At 61.7% G+C, this 22,008-nt stretch carries 16 protein-coding genes; 14 read left to right on the forward strand and 2 right to left on the reverse strand.

The window, feature by feature from the left end; all coding sequences use genetic code 11:
* Position 1: 1 nt before the first annotated feature.
* The 4 genes from V474_RS12950 to V474_RS12965 all read left to right on the forward strand — a co-directional run bounded on the left by V474_RS12950 (position 2) and on the right by V474_RS12965 (position 5,677).
* Entirely contained in the window at positions 2 to 1,414 is a 1,413-nt protein-coding gene (locus tag V474_RS12950; RefSeq protein ID WP_059151877.1) for an aldehyde dehydrogenase family protein, read from the forward strand.
* 98 nt (positions 1,415 to 1,512) lie between these two features.
* Positions 1,513 to 1,917, forward strand: a complete 405-nt coding sequence (locus V474_RS12955) for a hypothetical protein (protein ID WP_059151878.1) — start codon at positions 1,513 to 1,515, stop codon at positions 1,915 to 1,917.
* 101 nt (positions 1,918 to 2,018) lie between these two features.
* Positions 2,019 to 4,304: a TonB-dependent receptor gene (locus tag V474_RS12960; protein ID WP_059151879.1), complete on the forward strand. Its 2,286-nt coding sequence runs from the start codon at positions 2,019 to 2,021 to the stop codon at positions 4,302 to 4,304.
* Positions 4,301 to 5,677, forward strand: coding sequence for a PepSY-associated TM helix domain-containing protein (locus tag V474_RS12965; RefSeq protein WP_059151880.1), 1,377 nt, complete (start codon positions 4,301 to 4,303; stop codon positions 5,675 to 5,677). Before V474_RS12960 ends, V474_RS12965 begins: the two co-directional genes overlap by 4 nt.
* A gap of 49 nt (positions 5,678 to 5,726) precedes the next feature.
* On the opposite strand, the gene V474_RS12970 is transcribed toward V474_RS12965, so the two are convergent.
* Positions 5,727 to 6,788 (reverse strand): SDR family oxidoreductase, encoded by a 1,062-nt coding sequence (locus tag V474_RS12970; RefSeq protein ID WP_059151881.1) that lies wholly within the window; start codon positions 6,786 to 6,788, stop codon positions 5,727 to 5,729.
* 91 nt (positions 6,789 to 6,879) lie between these two features.
* On the opposite strand from V474_RS12970, the gene V474_RS12975 reads away from it, so the two are divergent.
* Positions 6,880 to 7,260, forward strand: a complete 381-nt coding sequence (locus V474_RS12975) for a winged helix-turn-helix transcriptional regulator (RefSeq protein ID WP_059151882.1) — start codon at positions 6,880 to 6,882, stop codon at positions 7,258 to 7,260.
* Positions 7,261 to 7,743: 483 nt separating this feature from the next.
* Here V474_RS12975 and V474_RS12980 read toward each other — a convergent pair whose 3' ends face one another.
* Positions 7,744 to 8,655 carry an Abi family protein gene (locus tag V474_RS12980; protein WP_059152144.1) on the reverse strand — a complete coding sequence of 304 codons (912 nt, stop codon included), beginning with the start codon at positions 8,653 to 8,655 and terminating at the stop codon, positions 7,744 to 7,746.
* A 318-nt stretch (positions 8,656 to 8,973) separates the two neighbouring features.
* On the opposite strand from V474_RS12980, the gene V474_RS12985 reads away from it, so the two are divergent.
* The 9 genes from V474_RS12985 to V474_RS26585 all read left to right on the forward strand — a co-directional run bounded on the left by V474_RS12985 (position 8,974) and on the right by V474_RS26585 (position 21,893).
* Positions 8,974 to 10,794, forward strand: coding sequence for a type I restriction-modification system subunit M (locus V474_RS12985; RefSeq protein WP_059152145.1), 1,821 nt, complete (start codon positions 8,974 to 8,976; stop codon positions 10,792 to 10,794).
* Complete coding sequence (locus V474_RS12990) at positions 10,791 to 12,791, forward strand: restriction endonuclease subunit S (protein ID WP_148649389.1); 2,001 nt, start codon at positions 10,791 to 10,793, stop codon at positions 12,789 to 12,791. The genes V474_RS12985 and V474_RS12990 overlap by 4 nt, the downstream gene beginning before the upstream one ends.
* Complete coding sequence (locus V474_RS12995) at positions 12,788 to 13,720, forward strand: GIY-YIG nuclease family protein (protein ID WP_059151884.1); 933 nt, start codon at positions 12,788 to 12,790, stop codon at positions 13,718 to 13,720. The genes V474_RS12990 and V474_RS12995 overlap by 4 nt, the downstream gene beginning before the upstream one ends.
* Complete coding sequence (locus V474_RS13000; protein WP_059151885.1) at positions 13,720 to 14,817, forward strand: DUF4268 domain-containing protein; 1,098 nt, start codon at positions 13,720 to 13,722, stop codon at positions 14,815 to 14,817. The genes V474_RS12995 and V474_RS13000 overlap by 1 nt, the downstream gene beginning before the upstream one ends.
* Positions 14,705 to 17,932, forward strand: coding sequence for a type I restriction endonuclease subunit R (locus V474_RS13005; protein ID WP_236711251.1), 3,228 nt, complete (start codon positions 14,705 to 14,707; stop codon positions 17,930 to 17,932). Before V474_RS13000 ends, V474_RS13005 begins: the two co-directional genes overlap by 113 nt.
* A gap of 366 nt (positions 17,933 to 18,298) precedes the next feature.
* Positions 18,299 to 20,485 (forward strand): bifunctional DNA primase/polymerase, encoded by a 2,187-nt coding sequence (locus V474_RS13010; protein WP_082699777.1) that lies wholly within the window; start codon positions 18,299 to 18,301, stop codon positions 20,483 to 20,485.
* Between the two features lie 323 nt (positions 20,486 to 20,808).
* Positions 20,809 to 21,093, forward strand: a complete 285-nt coding sequence (locus tag V474_RS13015; protein ID WP_059151888.1) for a hypothetical protein — start codon at positions 20,809 to 20,811, stop codon at positions 21,091 to 21,093.
* An 82-nt stretch (positions 21,094 to 21,175) separates the two neighbouring features.
* Positions 21,176 to 21,616: a hypothetical protein gene (locus V474_RS13020; protein WP_059151889.1), complete on the forward strand. Its 441-nt coding sequence runs from the start codon at positions 21,176 to 21,178 to the stop codon at positions 21,614 to 21,616.
* 97 nt (positions 21,617 to 21,713) lie between these two features.
* Positions 21,714 to 21,893, forward strand: coding sequence for a helix-turn-helix domain-containing protein (locus tag V474_RS26585; RefSeq protein ID WP_059151890.1), 180 nt, complete (start codon positions 21,714 to 21,716; stop codon positions 21,891 to 21,893).
* Positions 21,894 to 22,008 lie beyond the last annotated feature (115 nt).

Raw genomic sequence — 22,008 nt, forward strand, 5'->3', positions numbered from 1 at the left:
AATGCGCCGCTACACGCAGTTCTACATCGACGGCCAATGGACCGCGCCGATCACCCCCAGGACCGCCGAGGTCATCAACCCGGCCACCGAGGAAGTATCCGGCGAAATCTCGCTCGGCTCCCCCGCCGATGTCGACAAGGCCGTGGCCGCCGCCCGCCGCGCCTTCGCCAGCTATGGCGAAACCAGCGTCAAGGACCGGCTCGACCTGCTCGAAGCCATCCAGGCCGAATATATCCGCCGCGAAGCCGAACTGGGCGAGGCGATCATGATCGAGATGGGCGCACCCACCGCGCTCGCCAACGGCTTTCACACCCTGCTCGGCAAGGGCCACCTCGGCACCGCGATCGAAGTGCTGCGCGCCTTCAAATTCGAGGAGCAGCGCGGCCCGACGATGATCCGCAAGGAACCGATCGGCGTGTGCGGCCTCATCACGCCGTGGAACTGGCCGATGAACCAGACCTGCGTGAAGATCTTCCCCGCGCTCGCCGCCGGGTGCACGATGATCCTCAAGCCCCCGCAGCTTGCTCCCTACTCGGCCCAGATCCTGGCCGAGATGATCCATGCCGCAGGCGTGCCCGCGGGCGTGTTCAACATGATCCAGGGCCAGGGCTCGGTGATCGGCGCGGCGCTCTCAAAGCATGAGGACGTCGACATGATCTCGTTCACCGGCTCCGAGCCGGTCGGCGTGCAGATCACCAAGGACGCCGCCGACACCGTGAAGCGCGTGGGCCTGGAACTGGGCGGCAAATCGGCCTGGATCGTCCTTGACGATGCCTCGCTCCCCGCCAATGTGGCCGGTGCGACGGCGGGCATGATGGGCAACTCGGGCCAGACCTGCTCCGCCGGTTCACGCCTGCTGGTGCCTGCCTCGCGCATGGCCGAAGTGAAGAAGATCGCCGCCGAAGCCGCTAACGGCGTCACCGTGGGCGATCCCACCGGCAACTTCGCGATGGGCCCGGTCGTCTCCAAGAGCCAGTACAACATCATCCAGCAGTACATCGAGAAAGGCGCCGCCGAAGGCGCGGAACTGGTCGCCGGTGGCCCCGGCCGCCCCGAAGGGCTGGACAAGGGCTGGTACGTGAAGCCCACCGTGTTCGTGGGCACCAACGACATGGTCATCGCCCGCGAAGAGATCTTCGGCCCGGTCCTCGTCATCATCGGCTACGACGATCTCGACCATGCCGTGGCCATCGCCAACGATTCGCACTTCGGCCTGGGCGGCTATGTCTCGGGCGAGGACGTCGACACCTGCCGCGCCGTCTCGCGCCGGATGCGCACCGGAGCGATCTGGGTGAACGGCGGGTTCGATTTCAACGCCCCCTTCGGCGGCTACAAACGCTCCGGCAACGGACGCGAATGGGGCGAGCTGGGCTTCCATGAATATCTGGAAGTGAAGTCCGTCGTGGGCTGGTAGAGCCAGGCGGGGAAGACCTGGAGCGACGGCTTCAAGGTCTTCCCCGCCCCCTTCCTTCTCAAGTGACATCCCGGACCCAACCCGCTAAAGGCGCAGCCGTGGGCAAAATCAGGCACTTCTTCCGGGACCGCCCGGCGCTTGCAGCGATGCTGCTGGCGGCGGCGTTGCTGCTCAAAGCCCTGATCCCCGCCGGTTACATGCCCGCCGCGCCTGACACCGGCCTGATCGTCGCGCTCTGTTCAGGCACGATGCCCGCCGGCAGCACGGTGACGATCACGATCCCCAAGAAGGGCTCGCAGCAGGATCACACCGCCACCACCGCCGACCACCCCTGCGCCTTCGCGCCGCTGGCCGCCGCCATGACGGGGGCGGACCTTGCCCCGCTGATCCTGGCCGCGCTGGCCTTCGTCTTCGTCGCCGCGATCGTGCGCGCGCCGCTGGCCCTGCCCGCCAAGGCAGCGCGCATCCGGCCGCCCAGCCAGGCCCCGCCCCGCTTCACCTGACGCCGTAGCCATGCCGCAGCCCTCCCGCGCTGCGGCTCCAATGCTTCGCCCGCGCGCCTGACCCCAGAGCGCGACCGGGCCGTTCAGGTGAATTTTCCGCCATGTTTCGTATCATGCTCGCGCTCGGCGCGGCTCCGCTCGCCCTGCTCCCCGTCCTCGCCAATGCCGCCGAGGCGGACGAGGCCCCCGCGAACACCATCCTCGTCGTCGGCCAGCGTGACCGCGATATCAGCCTCGACGCGCGCGGCCTTTCGGTCAGCCTGGGGGACGAACAGTTCGCCGGCGTCAACGCCCGCAACGTCGAGGACCTGATGAAGTACGCGCCCGACTTCTTCGTGCGCACCCGCTATGCCGGCGATTCCAACGGCGTGCCGGGCTTTCGCGGCACCCACTCCACCCAGAGCGCCCGGACGCTGGTGATGGTGGACGGGTTCACCGTGTCCAACTTCCTCGGCAATTCCTTCGCTTATGCCCCCAAGTGGGGCGTCGTCGGCCCCGGCGAGGTGGAGCAGTTCGACGTGGTCTACGGGCCGTACTCCGCCCGGTATGCGGGCAATTCGATGGGCGGCGTGGTCAACATCACCACCCGCTCGCCCGAAAGGACCGAGGCTTTCGCCACCGTGCAGGGCATGGCCCAGCCTTACGACCAGTACGGCACGCATGACACGTACCGGGGCTATTCCGCCGAGGCCGGTTTCGGTTTCCGGCAAAAGGATGGCCCGTGGTCGCTGCGGGTTTCGGGGCGGCATTTTCGCAATACCGGCCACCCGCAGATGTTTCAGGGCCTGACCCGTTCGGCCAGCACCGCCGCCGCCGTGCCGGTAACGGTGATCGACCCGCAGCAGGCGATAACCGGCGCACCGGGCACTGCCGCCAGCCCGATCTTCGCCGCGCAAAGCCCCGCGCGGATCACCCAGGACCAGGCCAAGCTGCGCCTCGGCTACGACGGCGCTTCGGGGGTGACCGGCGAATTCCTGCTCGCCTACTGGCACAACCTCGACAGCCAGACGGCGCCTGACTGCTATTTGCGCGGCGCGGGCGGCAACACGGTATGCGACGGCCTCGTCTCCATCGGCGGGCAGAAATACACCGCCAGCGGCGCCAACTGGTCCCGCACGGTGCGCGACGAACTGCTGGCGGGCCTCAAAGTCTCCGCACCCCTGTCCGATGATGTGGCGGTACAAGCCAATGTCTCTACCTACCAGATCCTGCGCTCGGACGGTTTCACATCGAAGGGCTACGATGCCGGCGCGGCAAACGGCGCGGGCACGCTGGCACGGCAGGGGCCGACGTACTGGTACACCGGCGAACTGGGGCTGACGGCGCAGCTGGGCGGCATCGAACTGGCCGGCGGCGCCAGCGCCAACCTCTACCGCACCGACCTCACCAACTACGCCCTGACCGACTGGCGCAGCGACAGCGGCAAGGCCTTCAGCACCCGCACCTTCGGCAAGACCCGCACCCTCGCAGGCTGGGCCGAACTGCGCGTGCCATTCGATCCGGTAACGCTGACACTGGGGGCCCGCTACGAAGACTGGCGCGCCTTCGACGGCGGCCTTGCGCGTCTGGGCACCACAGGATCGGCAGTCACCAACAGCTACGCCAGCCGCCATGCAGGCGGTTTCCAGCCCAAAGCCTCGCTTGACTGGGCGATCGATGCCGATACCCGCGTACAGCTCAGCCTTGCCCAGGCCACCCGCTTCCCCACCGTGGGCGAACTGTTCCAGGGCAGCCTCAACGGCGACGGCAGCTTCAACCGTGACAGCTTCGACCCCGCGCTGAAGCCCGAACGCTCGACCGACGCGAACCTGCTGCTCGCCCACGATTTCGGCCCGGTGAAGCTGACCGCGTCGGCGTTCTGGCAGCGGGTGAAGAACACGATCTTCTCGTTCACCGGCTTCAACCAGAACGGGGTGACGACCTCCAGCTACAAGAACATCGACCGCACCCGCCAGTACGGCCTCGAACTGATCGCAGAGGCCCGCGACGTGGCGATCCCCGGCCTCGACGTGGACGCCAACCTTGCCTGGATCGATTCGGTAACCCTGCGAAACGACGCCGCCCCCGCCGCCGAGGGCGTGCAGTTCCCGCGCATCCCGCGCTGGCGCATCAACGGCAATATGCGTTACCGCGTGGCCGATCCGGTGCTGGTCTCCATCGGCGTGCGCTATGCCAGCCGCCCCAACACCGACCTCTTCGGCCTCCAGCGCGGCGACACCTATGGCTACACCTCCGAACTGTTCGCACTGGACGCGCGGATCAGCTGGGACGTGACGCCGGCCCTTCGCGTCAGCGCCGGGGTGGACAACATCACCAACGACCGCGCCTGGGTGTACCATCCCTACCCCCAGCGCAGCTTCCTGCTCGAAGCGGGGTGGAAGCTGTGAGCGTTGCAGAACCGCGCACCGAACGCTGGTATCGCGCCGTCTGGCGCTGGCATTTCTACGCCGGGCTGCTTTGCGTGCCCTTCGTCCTGTGGCTTTCGGTGACGGGCGGCCTCTACCTGTTCAAGCCGCAGATCGAAGCCGCGCTTTACGCCCCTTACCGCGGCGTCGCGGTGGGGGCGGCGCCCCTGCTCTCCCCCGATACCGTGGCCGCCCGCGCGGCGGCGGCGGTGCCGGGATCGGTGCTCCACAAATACGTACTGCCCGAAAACCCGGCCGACGCGGTAGAGGTGCTGGTCGGCAAGGGCAGCGAAGAATTTCGCGTCTGGGTCCACCCGCAGACCGGTGCCGTGCTGCATCAGGCAGCGGAGGAAGACCGCCTGATGCGCGTGGTCTTCCGCCTCCACGGCGAACTGCTGGCCGGAGACCGAGGCTCGGCGCTGGTCGAGACAGCGGCATGCTGGACCATCGTCATGCTCCTGACCGGCCTGTTCCTGTGGTGGCCGCGCGGAGGAAGCGGCCTCGCCGGCACCCTTTACCCGCGTCTGAGGCGAGGCCCCGCCCTGTTCTGGCGCGACATCCACGCCGTAACCGGCCTGTGGATCACGCTGGGCGCCCTGTTCCTGATCGCCTCGGGTCTGCCCTGGGCCAATGCCTGGGGCGATTACCTGCGCCAGGTCCGCACCATAACCGGCACGGCGGCAGGCAGGCAGGACTGGTCCGCCGGGAGCGCCGCCGAAACCCTCACCCGCGCGAAAGCCGACGCCGGAATGCGCGCCATGATGTCCGAGCACGCCGAGCACCACGGCATGACCATGCACCACATGGCCCCGCCCCCCGCCGCTCTGGACGCCGTTATCGCGAGGGCCGAGACCCTGAATTTCGCCGCTCCCGTAGAGGTCAGCCCCCAGACCGCACCGGGCGCACCGTGGCAGGTCCGCAGCCAGGCCGAAAACCGCCCACGCCGCGACAGCGCCGAGATCGCCGCCGACGGCACCCTCATCGGCATCCAGCGCTTCGCGGACCGCCACTGGATAGACCGCGCGGTCGGCTACGGCGTCGCCGTCCACGAAGGCGCCTGGGCGGGGCTGGCCAACCAGTTGGTCAACCTTGCGGTGCTGCTGGGCCTTGTGCTCCTATGCGTATCCAGCGTCGTCCTGTGGTGGCGGCGCCGCCCAGCCGGCAAGCTGGGCGCCCCGCGCACCCTGGCACCGCTGCGCCATTCGTGGGCGCTGGTCGCGCTGGTCATGATGCTGGCCCTGGCGATGCCGATGTTCGGCATGTCGCTGGCCGCAGCAGTCGTCCTCGAAGCATCGACAAAACGCCTCGCGCCTCGCCTGCGCGAATGGATGGGCTGGCGATCCGCGAGGGTGTAGGTGTTCACCCTCGCTTCCGGCGGACCGCTATCCCGCGCCCCGCCTCCGGTTACGGGATCAGGCGACCGGCACGCAATCGCTCGAACAGGGCGAAAAACGCATCGTCGGTCGGCTGATATCCTGTAAACCCCAGACGCCGGCTCTTGGACATGTCGGTCACCACCTCGATGGGCCGGCCCAGATCTGCATCGGTATGCCAGGGCGAGGCGAGGCTGGCCAGATCGGGCTCCGCCAAGCCTGCGCGGGTCGCGATCTCACGCCACAGTCCGGCGTCACCCGCCATCTGCTGCTCTAGCGGCCTTACCGTGCCATCGAACGCAGCAGCCTCGATGCCGAACCAGTCGGCGATGCGGCTCCACATCCATTGCCAGCGAAAGACGTCCCCGTTGACGACGTTGAACGCCTGGTCATGCGCCGCGTCGGTCTGCGCCGCCCACAGCAGATGATGCGCGAGTTGGTTCGCGTCGGTCATGTCGGTAAGCCCGGACCATTGCGCGGCGGACCCCGGGAAGGTGAAGGGACGTCCCGTCTCGCGGCAAAGCGTCGCATAGACGGCCAGCGTCGTGCCCATGTTCATCGCGTTGCCAACCGCCAGGCCGATCACGGTGTGCGGGCGATGGACGCTCCACGTGAAGCCATCGCGGGCGGCTGCGGCAAAGACCTCGTCTTCCTGCGCATAGTAGAAATTCTCAACGTCGAGACGGCCCTGCTCCTCGCGGAACGGGGTCTGCGGCAGCGTGCCCTTTCCATAGGCCTCGAACGGCCCGAGATAGTGCTTCAGGCCTGTGACCAGCGCAACATGGCGCGGGCCCGTAGGCTTGGGCAGGCCGTCCAGCAGGTTGCGGACCATCGCTGAATTGACGCGGATATTCTCCGCCTCGCTATCCTGCCGCAGCCAGGTCGTGATGAATACCGCGTCCGGGTCGATGCCGCGCAGCGCCTCAGCGGTCGCGGCGGCATCCTGCAGGTCCGCCGCCACCGGCTGAACGCCCGCCCGTTCGACCGGCCGCCGCGCCAGACCGTGCACCGTCCAGCCTTGCTCGGCCAAGAGGTCCGCCGCCGCGCTGCCGGCGATGCCGCTTGCGCCCACCACCAATGCCGTTTTCGTCATGATTGTCTCCTTGTTGCATCCCAGCTAGGCATTGCCGCCCGGCGCGACTAGACGGCACCATTCATGACCCCAGGCACCATAAGGTAACCACGTGCAACCCGGAACACCTGACGAGGAATGGCGGGAAGATTGCGCCCCCCGCCGGGTACTCGAGCTATTTGCGACCAAGTGGACCAGCATGGTCCTGCACGTCCTCCACGCCCGCCATGGCGGATCCGCGCGCACCGGCGTGCTCCTGCGCAGTCTGCCCGGCATCTCCAAGAAAATGCTGACCCAGACCGTGCGCGACATGGAAGCCAGCGGCCTGCTGACACGCCGAGTCCACAGCACAATTCCGCCAATGGTCGAGTATCACCTGACCGACCTGGGCCGACGTTTCGTAGAGCCAGTCGAACTGCTCTATGCCTGGGGCCGCGAGAATCCCGACGCGCTGGACCGGCTGCTTCCCCGTCCCAGTTCAAGGCGCCCGTAACCGACAACGGCGCCCGCATTACCGGCCGAGCCCGTCACGGGCAAAGATTCTGGAGCGCCAGAACGGCAAAAAGCCCCGGTTTCCCGGGGCTTTCGACTACTTGCGGTACCTTCGAAAAGGTAACTGGTGCCCAGAAGAGGCATCAAGGCTTGCTAGAATACCGCAGAAAACGGCGGTTTAACAACTGCCTGATTTGGAGAAGGCCCCTAAAAAGGCCCCCAACTACTGACATAAGCTACCTACAAGGTTATGAGCTTATAGCAGCATGCGGACCTCGAAAAAAGTGCCGTTGGCGGAGAGGGTGTCCGACAAATGAGCAGGCAGAAACCCAGGATTTCCGGGCGTTTCGCCCTCTCCTCCAGCATGTGACCCTAAAACTGACCCTAAAACCAAGCCACGTAGCGAGGTTTAACCTCAGGCACGCTCTCGCGCATGAAGCCTAATCGGCCCCGCGCCGCAGGTTGCCATTTTCTCGCTCTGACACTACGCCCAGAGCGGGCGCGTTTCCCAGCCGATTGGAAAGCCCATCGCAGCCAAATCCGTCTCTGGATGAGTTGCTAAGTGTGCACGTACATCCTGCCGCCAAGTTGAATTTGGGGCAACCGTACGGACGACGTGCCCGATCATGCTCAAGCCGTTGTAGAGCCGTGCCGGCGCCTGTGTCGCATTCTGATCAAGGGTCGCAGCAAGGTCAGAGGGTTTCTGCGCCAACTTGGGTGGCTGGAGAAAGCCGCGGTTCCATAGGCGACCATGATGAGCGCAGATGTTACGCAGATCAGTCACGTGCCTGACTAATGGCACCAGCACCGTCTCGGGCAATCCAAGCGGGCGGGCGATCTGATTGCGTAGCGCGCGGTCTTCGAGGTTTGAATACCAACGTGACAATTGCCCAAACGACATCATTTCCGCGACCATCCAGACCGGCGGGATGGCGGGCGCGCTGTAAATTTCACGATAATGCTTGATGTACGTCTCGCGCGACCAACCCGCCTCACCCACGAGCTTGGCGAGTTGCTTGTGAAACTCCTCGCGCTTCGCATAAAGGCTGGCATCAAGATAGGAATGACCATCACCCAGTTGGGCCAACGCATAGGCCCAGCTACCACGTAGGGCCACTTCAACATGTTCCGTGCCGCGCATGACCTGCCGCCGTAAAATCCGGTCGAAATCGTACAGTGCTGTCACCCGATCAAAGGTGGTGCCCGGTTTGAACCGGGGGCCCGGCTGGCCCTTGGGATGCTCGAAGTAGAGCCAGTATGCGCTCAATCGATAATAACTGACATGGCGCAGCCAGTATTCAGCCAACGGCTCATCGGGAATGGTCATCCCGTTTGCCTTCAGGTGAGCAATCTGCTGTTCCCAGGTCAACGATGGCTTGGCGTACGTGCGGGTCATTTCCGTGACTTTCTGCCACGAGAACCGCCCCAAAAAAAGACCCGCCCAGTGTGCATTCCACAAGGGAAGAGGCCGGGCGGGTGCGATTGACAAGCAAATAGTAGGCAATTTCCTACAAATCAAGAACGATGAGACGGGGTGAGACCGGATGAGAAAGAAAATGCTAGCGCGCGCCCACCAGGCAGCAGGCCTCCGCTACCGTCGAAACGAGTCTGCCCTCCCTTCTTTCAAACGCAAATCGGCTGATAGCCTCTATTTTCCCGTCGCATTGAACTCGCCAGACACCTAGGGCAACACGCAATGCGGGGAGTTGCAAGCTTGAACCATCAGTCGCTTTCGAATTTCATCTGGTCCGTCGCGGACCTCCTGCGCGGAGACTATAAGCAGTCCGAGTACGGGCGCGTGATCCTGCCGTTCACGGTGCTGCGCCGCCTCGATTGTGTGCTTCAGCCGACCAAGGCCGCCGTCATCGCGCAGGTAGAAGCTCACCGCCCCGATCCTTTCCTGATCCGCGCGGCTGGCCACAACTTCTTCAACCGCAGCCCGCTTGATCTCGGCAAGCTCGTTGGTGACCAGGACAACATCGGCACCAACCTCCTCGCCTATATCCAGGGCTTTTCGCCGGAGGTGCGCGACATCTTCGAGCAATTCGAGTTCGCCGCGCAGATCGACCGGCTCGCCAAGAACGGCCTGCTCTACCAGGTCACCGAACGCTTCTCCCGGATCGACCTGCACCCTGCGCGGGTCGACAACACGCACATGGGCCTCGCCTTCGAGGAACTGATCCGCAAGTTCGCGGAGATCAGCAACGAAACAGCCGGTGAGCATTTCACCCCGCGAGAGGTGATCCGACTCATGGTCAACCTGCTGTTCGTCGAAGACAACGACGTTCTATCGAAGCCTGGTATCGTGCGTTCAATCTACGATCCCACCGGAGGCACCGGTGGTATGCTTTCCGTCGCAGGCGAATACCTTCGAGAATACAATCCGGATGCCCACCTCACGATGTGGGGGCAGGAACTGAACCCAGAGTCCTATGCGATCTGCAAGGCAGACATGTTGATCAAAGGGGAGGACATCACCCGCATCGTCCAGGGCAACACCCTGTCGGACGACGGCCACCACGGGCAGACCTTCGATTACATGCTATCCAATCCGCCCTTCGGCGTGGAATGGAAGAAGGTTCAGAAGGCGGTGCAGGACGAGCACCTCCAGCAGGGCTACAATGGGCGCTTCGGCCCCGGCCTCCCGCGCGTGTCCGATGGCTCGCTACTGTTCCTGATGCACCTGCTCTCCAAGATGCGCCCCTGGCAGGAGGGCGGCTGCCGCTTCGGCATCGTGCTCAACGGCTCGCCCCTGTTTACGGGCGGCGCGGGCAGCGGGGAAAGCGAGATCCGGCGCTATGTTCTGGAGAACGATCTTGTCGAGGCCATCATCGCTCTGCCGGCCGACATGTTCTACAACACCGGGATCGCAACCTACGTGTGGGTCCTGTCGAACAAGAAGCCGAAGGAACGCACAGGCAAGGTCCAGTTGATCGACGCCAGTGCGTTCTGGCAGAAGATGCGCAAGTCGCTGGGCAGCAAGCGCAAGGAAATGAGCGACGACCACATCGCCGACGTCACACGCTTGTTCGGCCAGTTCGTCGAAGCACAGTTGGCCAGCGTGTTTGATGCAAGCGGCAAGGAACTATCTCGCGCCATTGTGATCGAAGGCGAAGCTGCGCCTGAGGCGCCAGCAGGCGGCAAGGTCAAACTCGCCCCGCTCTCGCGCATCTTCGAAAACCAGAGCTTCGGCTACCACACCATCACCGTGGAACGGCCCTTGCTGGGCGAGGACGGCAAGACGTTACTGGGCCAGCGCGGCAAAGCCAAGGGCAAGGTCCAGCCGGACACATCCTTGCGCGATACCGAGAACGTGCCGCTGACCGAGGACATCGAGGCGTACTTCGCGCGCGAGGTGAAGCCCCATGCCCCCGATGCCTGGATCGATTCCGAGAAAACCAAGGTGGGTTACGAGATCCCCTTCAACCGCCACTTCTACGTCTTCGAGCCGCCCCGCCCGCTGGCCGAAATCGACGCCGAACTGGCAGAGGTCACTACTCGCATTCAGGGCATGTTGCGGGAGCTGGCAGCGTGAGCTTTCCAGCATATCCAGAATACCGTCAAACCGACGTTGATTGGCTGGCAAGCATCCCAAGTGGATGGACATTGTCCAGGCTCGGCTTCGAAAGCTGGGTTAGAGCTCGCTTGGGCTGGAAGGGGCTGAAAGCCGACGAATACGTTGAGGAGGGCTATGCAATGCTAGCCACTCCAAACATAAAAAGCGCGAAGATCGATTTCGACGGTGCTAATAGAATTACACGCGATCGTTACGATGAGTCGCCTGAGATAAAATTGCGCGAAGGCGACGTTCTACTCGCCAAAGATGGCTCTACGCTAGGAACGGTAAATTTCGTTCGAAACCTCGACCGAGAAACGACGGTAAACAGTTCTATTTCTGTCATAACTCCGCACGCACGTACTGGCGGCGCATTCTTACATTACTACTTCCAAGCTGACTATGTCGTTGCAAACATCGCAGCCTTGAAAGGAGGCATGGGCGTACCGCACCTTTTCCAGTCCGACCTAGTCAAATTCCCACTCGCACTTCCCTCGTTACCTGAGCAGCAAGCAATCGCCGCCTTCCTCGACCGGGAGACGGCGAAGATTGATGCGCTGGTGGCGGAGCAGGAGCGGTTGATCGCGCTGCTTAAGGAAAAGCGTCAGGCGGTCATCTCCCATGCCGTCGCCAAGGGCCTGAACCCCGACGCCCCCATGAAAGACAGCGGCATCGAATGGCTCGGCCAGATCCCCGCGCATTGGGAGTTGGGGCGGATCAAACATTCCGTGCTGAAGATCGAGCAGGGCTGGAGTCCACAGTGCGACGCCACGCCTGTTGCCGGCCCGGACCAGTGGGGTGTTCTCAAAGTGGGCTGCGTAAATGGGGAACGGTTCAACCCAGCCGAGAATAAGGCACTGCCAGATAATCTGGAGCCGGTGCCGGACTTGGCCTTGACCGTTGGAGATGTCTTGATCTCGCGCGCCAATACACGCGAGTTGGTTGGAGGCGCCGCATTGGTCGAACAGGATTTCGGCAATTTGATGCTATGCGACAAGCTGTACCGCCTCCGCATAGACCCTAGATATGCCAGCCCGGCATTCATCACCCTTTACTTGCGTAGCAGCATGGTCCGCAGCCAAATCGAGGTCGCTGCGACTGGCGCGAGCAGTTCGATGCTCAACATTGGGCAAGGCGTAATATTGGAGTTGGCCTTCCCGATACCCCCGGTGGAAGAACAGCACACGATTGCGAAGGCAATCCGCGAAAACCAGATGCGGGTAGCGGAACTTGTCGCCCAAGCCCAATCCGCCATCGCTCTGTTGCAAGAACGCCGCGCCGCGCTGATCTCGGCTGCCGTCACCGGCAAGATCGACGTGCGCAGCGTATTTGAGGCAGGCAACGTCGTTGCTCTCCCGACGAAAATCACCGCAGCCGCCTTGCCGTCGTCCCGCGCCGTGGTTGGTGCGTATGCCATCCGATACCTCGGCCAAATGGGACGCATGGCGGTGATGAAGGTTGGCTATCTCGCCCAAGCTCACGTTGGGGTTCACGAACTGGCAGGAACATACGAACGCTATGCGGCAGGACCATACGACGGCGACTTGATCAACGCGATGCAACACGGGGCTGAAAGCATCTGCGGGATAGTGACGGAGGAGCCATCCTCGAAAGGCGACGCCGTGAAGTATAAAATTCCGCAGACCCTGCACATGCCGTCCGGCATGCTGGAAGCGGCTCTTGGCCCAGACCGCATGCGCGCGTTCCTGAACTTGATCGATCTGTTGAAGGGCCAAAGCAGGGAGGGCGTCGAGGCGATCGCAACGCTCTATGCGGTCTGGAACGACCTGATCGCCAGCGGGCGCGATGTGACAGATGATGCCATCTGTAATGGCGTCTTCGACTGGCATCTCGAGAAGCGCGAGAAGTTCAGCCGCGATACGCTTGAGAACTGGCTGGGCTGGATGCGCCGAAACGGCGTAGTACCAGACGGCTCGGCTCCACGTACCGACCATCAGGGAGATTTGTTCGCATGAGCCGGGCCATCGGGCGCAGCCTCGAACTTTACTACATCGACGGTCGCCCCGATGGCATGCTGACCGCCGAGATGTTCAACTGGACTGGCCACGTCCTGATGGCCCCGCGTACTCAGATTGCAACCGCTCTTGCTCGCGAGGAAGCGGCCTACGCCGGCATCTACCTCTTGCTAGGCGAGCAGGACGGCGAACCGCTGGCTTATATCGGCGAAGGTGAAGACATCTCAGCACGCATCCGCAGCCATGATGTGAAGAAGGACTGGTGGACCAGCGCCATCCTCGTCACCGCGTCGGCCAACAAGCTGAACAAGGCCCACGCCCGCTATCTAGAAGCCCGCCTAATCGCCGAGGCGAAGGCGATTGGACGGATGCCGCTCGAAAACACAGTGACGCCTGCGCTGCCTTCGTTAAGCGAAGCCGACATCGGCAAGATGGAAGCGTTCCTGGAAAACATCCTCGTGGTCCTGCCGGCCGTGCGCGTCGATATGTTCATCCAACGCGTGCGCTCAGCCCCCAAGGCGGCGATCATCTCCACACCGACGCGCCCCTTTACCCAGCCGGAACCGGAAGCCCGCTTCGTCCTTGAGAACCGCAAGCACAACCTGACAGCGTTTGCCGTACTCGAAGATGGTGAGTTCGTGGTCGAGGAAGGCTCACAAGCCCGTCGCGAATGGGCCAGCGCCCATATGCACGGTTACAGCAAGCTCCACGCCGAACTGAAACACGCTGGCGTCCTGACTGAAGATGGCGAACGCTGCACCTTCGCCAAAAGCTATGCTTTTCAAAGCCCGAGCGCGGCGGCTGCCGTGGTCGACGGCAGACCGGCGAACGGCACAACCGAGTGGATTAACGTCGCCACCCGCCAGACCTACAAGGAATGGGAAGCAGGTCGTATCGACGCGGCACAACCTGACGAGGCCCTTGCCTGATGCCCGTGTACGAACTTGTCGAAGGCAAGCTGACGGCTGCTAACCAGACCTTTTTCCAAGCTGAAGGACTGAAGGAACGGCAGGACATCCAGCGCATGTTGCGCGAGCAGATCGGCATTTTAGGCGACGACCTAATGGTCCTCGCAGAAGAATACGGGGGCTGGGTCGACAGCTACCGACGCATTGACCTTCTGTGTCTCGACGCCGATGCCAATTTGGTTGTCGTTGAACTCAAACGTGACGATGCCGCGCACATGGAACTGCAGGCCCTGCGCTATGCAGCAATGGTCGCGCGCATGACTTTCGCCGAGGCCGTCGATGCTCACGCGGATTTCCGTCGCCGAAACGGCATGGACGATGACGGCGCTGAAGCGGCCCTACTCGACTTTTTGCGCTGGACTGAACCGCAGGAGGAAGCCTTTGCCCAATCTGTCAGAGTCATTCTCGCCTCAGCAGATTTCGGCAAAGAACTCACCACAGCAGTTCTCTGGCTACGTGATCAGGGCATCGACATCACCTGCATTCGGCTCGGCCCGTGCAAGCTATCCGATGGGCGTCTGCTCCTCGACGTTCAACAGATCATCCCTTTGCCGGAAGCCGCTACATTCCAGACACAAATTGGCCTCAAGCGCCGGGCCGAACGTAAGGATCAGGGCGAGCGCCATAGTCTTCGACAACTGTTCTGGACCGGCCTCTTGGCCCTGCCTGCCGCTACTCGCTATGCGGGCAAGGCAGTACCAACCGGTGGATGGATTGCCAGCAAGACAGAGTTCGAGGGCGTTGAACTCAACCTGGTGATCCGCAAAACTGACTGCCAAGCAGAGTTGTATATCGACTGCGGTCGCGGTGCCGAAGATCGTAATATCGCTCTCTTCGAACACCTGCAGAAAAACCGCGATCAGATTAACATCGGCTTTGGCGGCAAGCTCTTGTGGCAGCCGCTCGAAGGACGGCGGGCATGCCGGATCGCAACATTGTGCGACGGTGGCTGGAAGTCACCCGAACAGCAGTGGGGCAAAGCGCAACAGGACATGCTTGACTCTGCCCATCGCCTTCTGGCGGCGGCGCACCCATACCTTCAGACCTGGAATGGTTAAGAGCCAAATGAGCCTGCATAAGGAAATCAGCTTCGAGGACGAAATATGCGCCGATATGGCTGCAGCGGGTTGGCTATACGAAGAAGGTTCCGCTGCGTGCTACGATCGCGCCCGCGCCCTCTACCCTGAAGACCTGCAGATATGGCTGGAAGATAGCCAGCCGAAGGTTTGGGAGGGCTTGGTCAAGTCGCACGGCCATGCAGCCATCGACATCCTCTGCGATCGGGTGCGCAAGTCTCTCGATGATCGCGGCACACTCGATGTTCTGCGCTACGGCGTGGAACTGATCGGCGTCCGTGGGCTGGTCGGCCTAGCCCAGTTCAAGCCCGCCTCGGGCATGAACCCGGAGATCGTCTTGCGGTACGAAGCGAACCGACTGCGCGTCGTGCGGCAAGTGCGCTATTCGAAAGCCAACGAGAACTGCATCGACCTCGTGCTGTTTCTCAATGGCATCCCGGTCGCTACGACAGAGTTGAAGACCAACTTCACTCAGACCGTGGGCGATGCGATCGACCAGTACAAGTTCGACCGCAATCCCAGGGCCGAACCGCTACTCTCGTTCGCGACCGGCGCCCTGGTACACTTCGGGGTCAGTAACCGCGACGTGATGATGACCACCAAGCTGCAGGGCGGTGCCACTCGCTTCCTGCCTTTCAACCGCGGCAACCATGGTGGCGCGGGCAATCCAACGGACTGCCCCGGCCATCCGACTGCATATCTCTGGCAAGAAATCTGGCAGCGCGATAGCTGGCTGGAAATCCTCGGTCGCTACATGATCGCCAAGCGCGACAAGAAGAAGCAGATCAGCGCCATTATCTTCCCCCGCTACCACCAACTCGATGGCACGCGGCAACTGCGACAACAGATCCGATCCGAAGGTGCCGGGGGCCGCTTCCTGATCCAGCACAGTGCAGGATCAGGCAAGACCAATTCCATCGCCTGGGCCGCGCACTTCTTGGCCGACCTCCACGACGACGCAGACGCGAAGATCTTTTCCAGCGTCATCGTGGTGTCCGACCGCAACGTCATCGACGCCCAGTTACAGGAAGCCCTGTTCGAGTTCGAGCGAACCAAAGGCGTGGTGGCCACAATCACCAGCGACAGCGGCAGCAAGAGTGCCGCGCTGGCAGACGCTCTCGACGCGGGCAAAAAGATCATCGTCTGCACCATGCAGACCTTCCCCTTCGCCTTGGAAGCCGTACGCGAACGCGCGGCGACGCAGGGCAAGAAATTTGCCGTCATCGCCGACGAGGCCCATAGCAGCCAAGCGGGTGAAACCGCCAGCAAGCTCAAGGCCGTACTCACCCCCGAGGAGATCGAGGAGATCTCGGACGGGGGCGAGATCAGCAGCGAGGACCTTCTCGCTGCCCAAATGGCAGCGCGGGCTGCGAAGGACGGCGTGACTTACGTCGCTTTCACCGCCACGCCAAAGACCAAGACCATGGAATTGTTCGGGCGCCGTCCCCAGCCGGAAGCACCCGCGAGCGAAACCAACAAGCCCGGCCCGTTCCATATTTACTCGATGCGTCAGGCAATCGAGGAAGGCTTCATACTCGACGTCCTCAAGAACTACACGCCGTACAAGCTTGCCTTCAAGCTCGCGAACGGCGGGCAAGAGTTCGACGAGCAGGAGGTCGAGAAAAGCGCGGCCATGAAGGGCCTCATGCGCTGGGTCCGGCTCCACGACTACAACATCTCGCAAAAGGTCCAGATCGTCGTGGAGCATTTCCGCGAAAACGTGGCGCCGCTGCTCGACGGCAAGGCGAAAGCCATGGTCGTGCTTGGCAGCCGATTGGAAGCTGTGCGCTGGCAGATCGCGATCCAGAACTACATCAAGTCGCAGGGCTACCGAATGTCGACAATGGTCGCTTTCTCCGGCGAGGTAAATGACCCCGAGAGCCACGGCGAACCGCTCAAGGAAACCGATGCGAAGCTGAACCCCACATTGAAGGGGCGCGACATCCGCGAGGCGTTCACCGATGAAGACGCCAAGATCTTGCTCGTCGCCAACAAGTTCCAGACTGGCTTCGATCAGCCTCTGCTTTGCGGCATGTATGTGGATCGGCGTCTGGCTGGCATTCAAGCGGTACAGACCTTGTCGCGCCTCAATCGCGCGCACCCCGGTAAGGACACCACCTACGTGCTCGACTTCGTCAACAGCTCCGAAGAGGTGCTGACCGCGTTCCGCACCTACTACGAGACAGCCGAAATCACCGCCGGCACAGATCCCCACCTGATCTTTGACCTGCGTGCGAAACTCGATGCATCGGGTCATTACGACAATCACGAAGTCGAACGCCTCGTACGCGTGGAACTCGACCCGCGAGCGACGCAGGGCCAGCTGATCTCAGCTCTTGAGCCGGTCGCGCAGCGGCTGCTGATCCAGTACAAGGACGCCTTCATGCGCATGAAGGATGCGCTAGCCAATAAGGATCAGAAGGCGGCCAACGAAGCCAAGGACGAGGTCAATGCTCTGCTGCTGTTCAAGGGCGACATGCACGGTTTCGTAAGCCTCTACACCTTCCTCTCGCAGATCTTCGACTATGGCAACACCGACATTGAAAAGCGGTTCCTGTTCTTCAAGCGTTTGACCCCGCTGCTTGAATTTGGCCGCGAGCGCGACGGCGTGGACCTGTCAGATGTCCGCCTGACCCATCATAACCTCAAGGACCAAGGCAAACGCGACCTCGGCGTTGCGGGTGGTGACCAGCCGCAGCTACCACCGATCACCGGGGTTGGAACGGGCAGCGTACAGGACAAGGAAAAGGCTCTGCTGGCCGACATCATCGCTAAAGTGAACGACCTGTTCGATGGTGAACTGACCGATGACGACCAACTGATCTACGTAAACAACGTGATCAAGGGTAAACTGTTGGAGTCTGAAGCCCTTCGTGTTCAGGCCCAGAACAACTCCAAGGCGCAGTTTGCTGCGTCACCCACGCTTGCGAACGAAATCCTCAACGCCGTCATGGATGCCCTGACCGCGCACGAGACCATGAGTACACAGGCACTGAACAGCGCCCAAGTTCGTGCGGGCCTGAAAGACATCCTGCTTGGACCTGGACAACTATACGAGGCGTTGAGGAATACCTCCAACGTAGACACGGCAGTTTAGCTAGCGCCCCGCCCAGCTAAACCTTGGAAAACACGAAAATTTTCTTCGCGCAATTTCGCCGACAGTCAGCGCCCTAAGCCCGTTCTGGTCGAAAAAAGGGTGCTACCCTTCGTCGACCAAGGCCAGAGAGCCACGTCAGATCACCGTAAGACTCGCATTCGCGCCGCAATTCAAAAGAATGCGCACGCGCGCGAACATCAAGGAATTTCCCCTTCGTCAACCACGCATTGTATCCAAGTATAGGACTTAGACACTCTTTTCCTCTATAGCTTATACTCATAGCATCACCCCTAATGCGCAACCATTAAATCTGTGTATTTCGCATTCCAGCACAACATTGTGCTGTAAATTCGAAAGTGAATACGAATGATATTTGGCGCGCTAGCTTTGTTATATTGGGCAGTTGGCCTGCCCGTCATGCCGCTGCGGGGCCTGACCAAGCGCCCCTTCATATCCAACTGGCAGGAGTTCTGCCACCGCATGCCGTCGATGACCGAACAGGCGGCCTGGATGAGCGCACACGCAGAGAACAATATCGGCCTGCCGCTTGGCCCGCAATCCGGTCTCTGCATGATCGACATCGACACCGACGACGAGGCGGCAATCGAGGTGATCAAGTCGGTTTTGCCCGCCAGCCCGTGGGAGCGCCGCGGCAAGAAGGGCATGGCCTTGGCCTATCGGTGGTCCGGCCAGCCGAACTTCAAGATCAAGGGCAGCAACGGCTCCATGCTCATTGAATGCCTCGGGGCCGGCAATCAGATCGTGCTGCCGCCCTCGATCCATCCGGATACGGGCCTCCCCTACGTGGCGACCGCCCAGTTGAATGAAGTGCTGGACGACATCCCGGAACTCCCTGCGGAGTTTGAGGCACGCCTTCGCGCAGCCCTTCATGCCTCTGGGCTTACCAGCCCCCCGCGTGCCCGGACCGCGTCGGGCAAGGTAGCTGATGGCAGCACCAGGGTCGATATTCCCGCTGAGCACGGAATTGCGCGGTTTCTAGCTGTCGCCCTTCAGGCTGCCTGCAACGAAATTCTGACGCAAACGGAAGGCGGCCGCAATACCACGCTGTTTGGCCAAGCAAAGGATCTGGCTCGCCATGTTGCGGCAGCTGAAGTCGAATGGGAGCCGTTCGCAGTGACGCTCGCTGAAGTTGGTCTTGCAGTCGGTTTGACGCCCGATGAGGTGCCGGCCTCGATCGACAGCGGCTGGAAGGCCGGATCGCTCGAACCCACGGCCTGGATCCCGATCGCGGCTCAGTATGTCTACACTGGCAATCAGGATCGGATGTTTCACCCGGCATCGGGAGATTATCTTACGCAGAGCGGCTTCAATGGCATGCATGGTCGGGTACATGAAAGCCGTGAAGGCTTCTCGACCTTCCTGATGAATGGCGGGTTCGTAACCAAGGTCAGCGACATTACCTACGATCCGATGGCTCCGACCGGCGTGATCCTCGGTGACGGACACTCGTACTACAACATATATCGCCCGTCGGGTGTCATGCCGACGCAGGGCGAAGCTCAGCCGTTCGTCGATTTCCTTGAGTTCCTGGTTCCTGAAGCGGCGGAACGGTCGCATCTTCTCAAGGTGATGGCACACACGGTCCGTGAGCCCGGTGAGCGGATCAGGCATGCGACCATCCTTCGCACCCGCAACCAGGGCGTAGGGAAGTCCATGTTGATCGACATTTGGCGACAGCTGGTAGGGGGCCACAATTTCCGGGAGACGTCCTCCCGGGAAATGCAGGGAAATTTCGAAGGCTGGCTCAAGGAGAACACGCTCCTGTACTGCCCGGAACTGAACATCGGGCACGGGCTGTCGACCTATAACGACCTCAAGGAACTGATCACTGCTGACAGCCTGATGATCAACGAGAAGCACCTGAAGCCCCGCCGGTGGCAGATTTACTCGACGATGGTGTTCACGACCAACCTGGCGGTGCCCCTGTTGATCGAGGCGGACGACCGAAGGATTTTCTTCATCGACAGTCCGGCCGTAGCACGTGCACCGAGTTATTACGCTGGCTTGGCCAACTGGTTTAAGGCGAACATTGGTACTGTCCGCGCGTATCTGGACACCGTCGATCTGGCTGATTTCAACCCGTGGGCGCCGGCGCCGATGACCGAAGCCAAGAAGCGGCTGATCAATCGCAGTGCTACTCCGCTGGTACAGGACGTTGCTTTTGCGATCCGTGAGCGAAGGGGAACTCTGGACCGTGACGTAGTGACGCTGGATGAAATCACTTTTGCGCTGAGCGACCATGGAAAGGTCTCCCCTCGAGTGCTTGGTGCTGCCCTAAAAGAACTGGGTGCCCACCCCCTCGGCCAGCAGCGTATCCGCGACGGACGCCAGAGTCTGTGGATCATCCGCAATGTCGATCTCTGGATGTCTTGGACGTCGGCGGAACGGATTGAGGAGTATCAGCGTAGGACGGGCACGTTTGCCAATCTCGACGAGACCGAGGTGGCCCTGCGACTTGCTGGCCGTTTGAATGAGCCCGAACCGCTGTCGGCAATTGACCAACAGGCATCGGCGATCTGGATTTTCGCGTAAATTTATCGCCTCCGTTGTCTGTCTGTCTACCATCACCGGTGATGCTGCAGCCGTCGGCGTATGTTCACGACCTTCTATTTCTCGTTCTGTTTTCTTTAATCTCTCATAAAACTAAAATGATCATAGACAGTCAGACAGCAGGGGTGGCACTCCCAGCACCTCTGCGAGACTGAAATTCTGTCCCTAGTCATAGCTATAGTGCAAAAAATTCCGCTCGGTAGGTTGCGCGCCGACTCGCGGACTCTTACGTACATCAACGACCCGACCGGAGGCGGCAACCTCCAGCCGGGTCTAACCATCAACCGTCCGTAGGAGACGACTCAATGGCTGATACGCCGACTAGCAGCGTGGCCCGCATCTGGGCCAGCGCGACCACCAATATCGACAACCTTCATCAACAGCTTGGTTCCGAACCCGCTGACCGGCGCGCTCTGGAAGAGCGCCTTGCAGCCTCCGAAGAGCACCTCCTTGGCCTTCGCGCTCCGGACATCACCGGCGTGATCCGCAAGCTCGATACGCTGTGGCAGCAGCAGCTTCACGGCTTGGACGGCGTGTCCCGCCAGAAGCTGATGGTCATCCAAGACCTTCGCCGCCTGACCATCGCGTAACTGACGACTCTCAAGCCGAGCAGAACTGGGACTGGCGCCGCGAAGCGTGCGCTGCCCTCCTGCGCTGTGTGAAGGACCCGAAATGCAAATCCCCAATTACCTGACCTATGAACTTGTTCGCCGCCTTAGCCATGACGCGCCGCAGAAGGAGACCGCTGATCTGCTCAGGGCCCTCGGGATCGCCACCGACGAGCCTGGGCCTGCTCCGGATTTCGATGCCATGGCGGAAGGATACGAAGGTACCTGCCAGACCGGCTCGTTCATCCTTGAGGGAACTCTCGATTTCATCGGACACAAGGTGCCGGTCCACTTCCGCATCAGCTACGCAGGCCCTGTGGACGGCGACGCGCCGTGGGATATGATGAAGGGACCGACGATGACCGTGGACCTGCTGTCCTGGTCCGAAGGCCTTTCCGCTGAAGCGCATTGGGTTCCGGTCGGCCCGGGTCTGCTGAGCGACCGGATGGTCGAGGACATCTGGCCTGCCATCTCGCTTCATGCAAGCCAACAGGAAAATGCCTAGAAATCTAGGCCTTAGTCCAAGACTTACACCATCAAGGCGTTTGGCAAGGCGTCAACCCGCATATACGACCGACCTCCCAAACACGTTGGAGGTTATCTTGGAAACGATCCAGTACTACACCGTTAATCAGGTCTGCTCGATGCTGAGCATCGGGCGTACCAAACTATACGACCTGATGAATGCAGGCGATCTGCAGTCCATCACCATCGGCAGCGCGCGACGTATTCCGCACTCGGAGCTGCTCCGCTTCCGCGAAGCCCAACCCCTAGCTGCTTGATCGCCAGCTCCAAATCTAGTTCTCGTTCTTCATTCTCAAATCGTTGATCTCGCTGCTCGTGGCGAGGTGGTTCGGGCCGCAGCGCCCCACACCACCTGCGCCAGTCGTCGGCAGC

It is taken from the genome of Novosphingobium barchaimii LL02 (assembly GCF_001046635.1).
In the GTDB taxonomy this organism is placed as follows: Bacteria; Pseudomonadota; Alphaproteobacteria; order Sphingomonadales; family Sphingomonadaceae; genus Novosphingobium; species Novosphingobium barchaimii.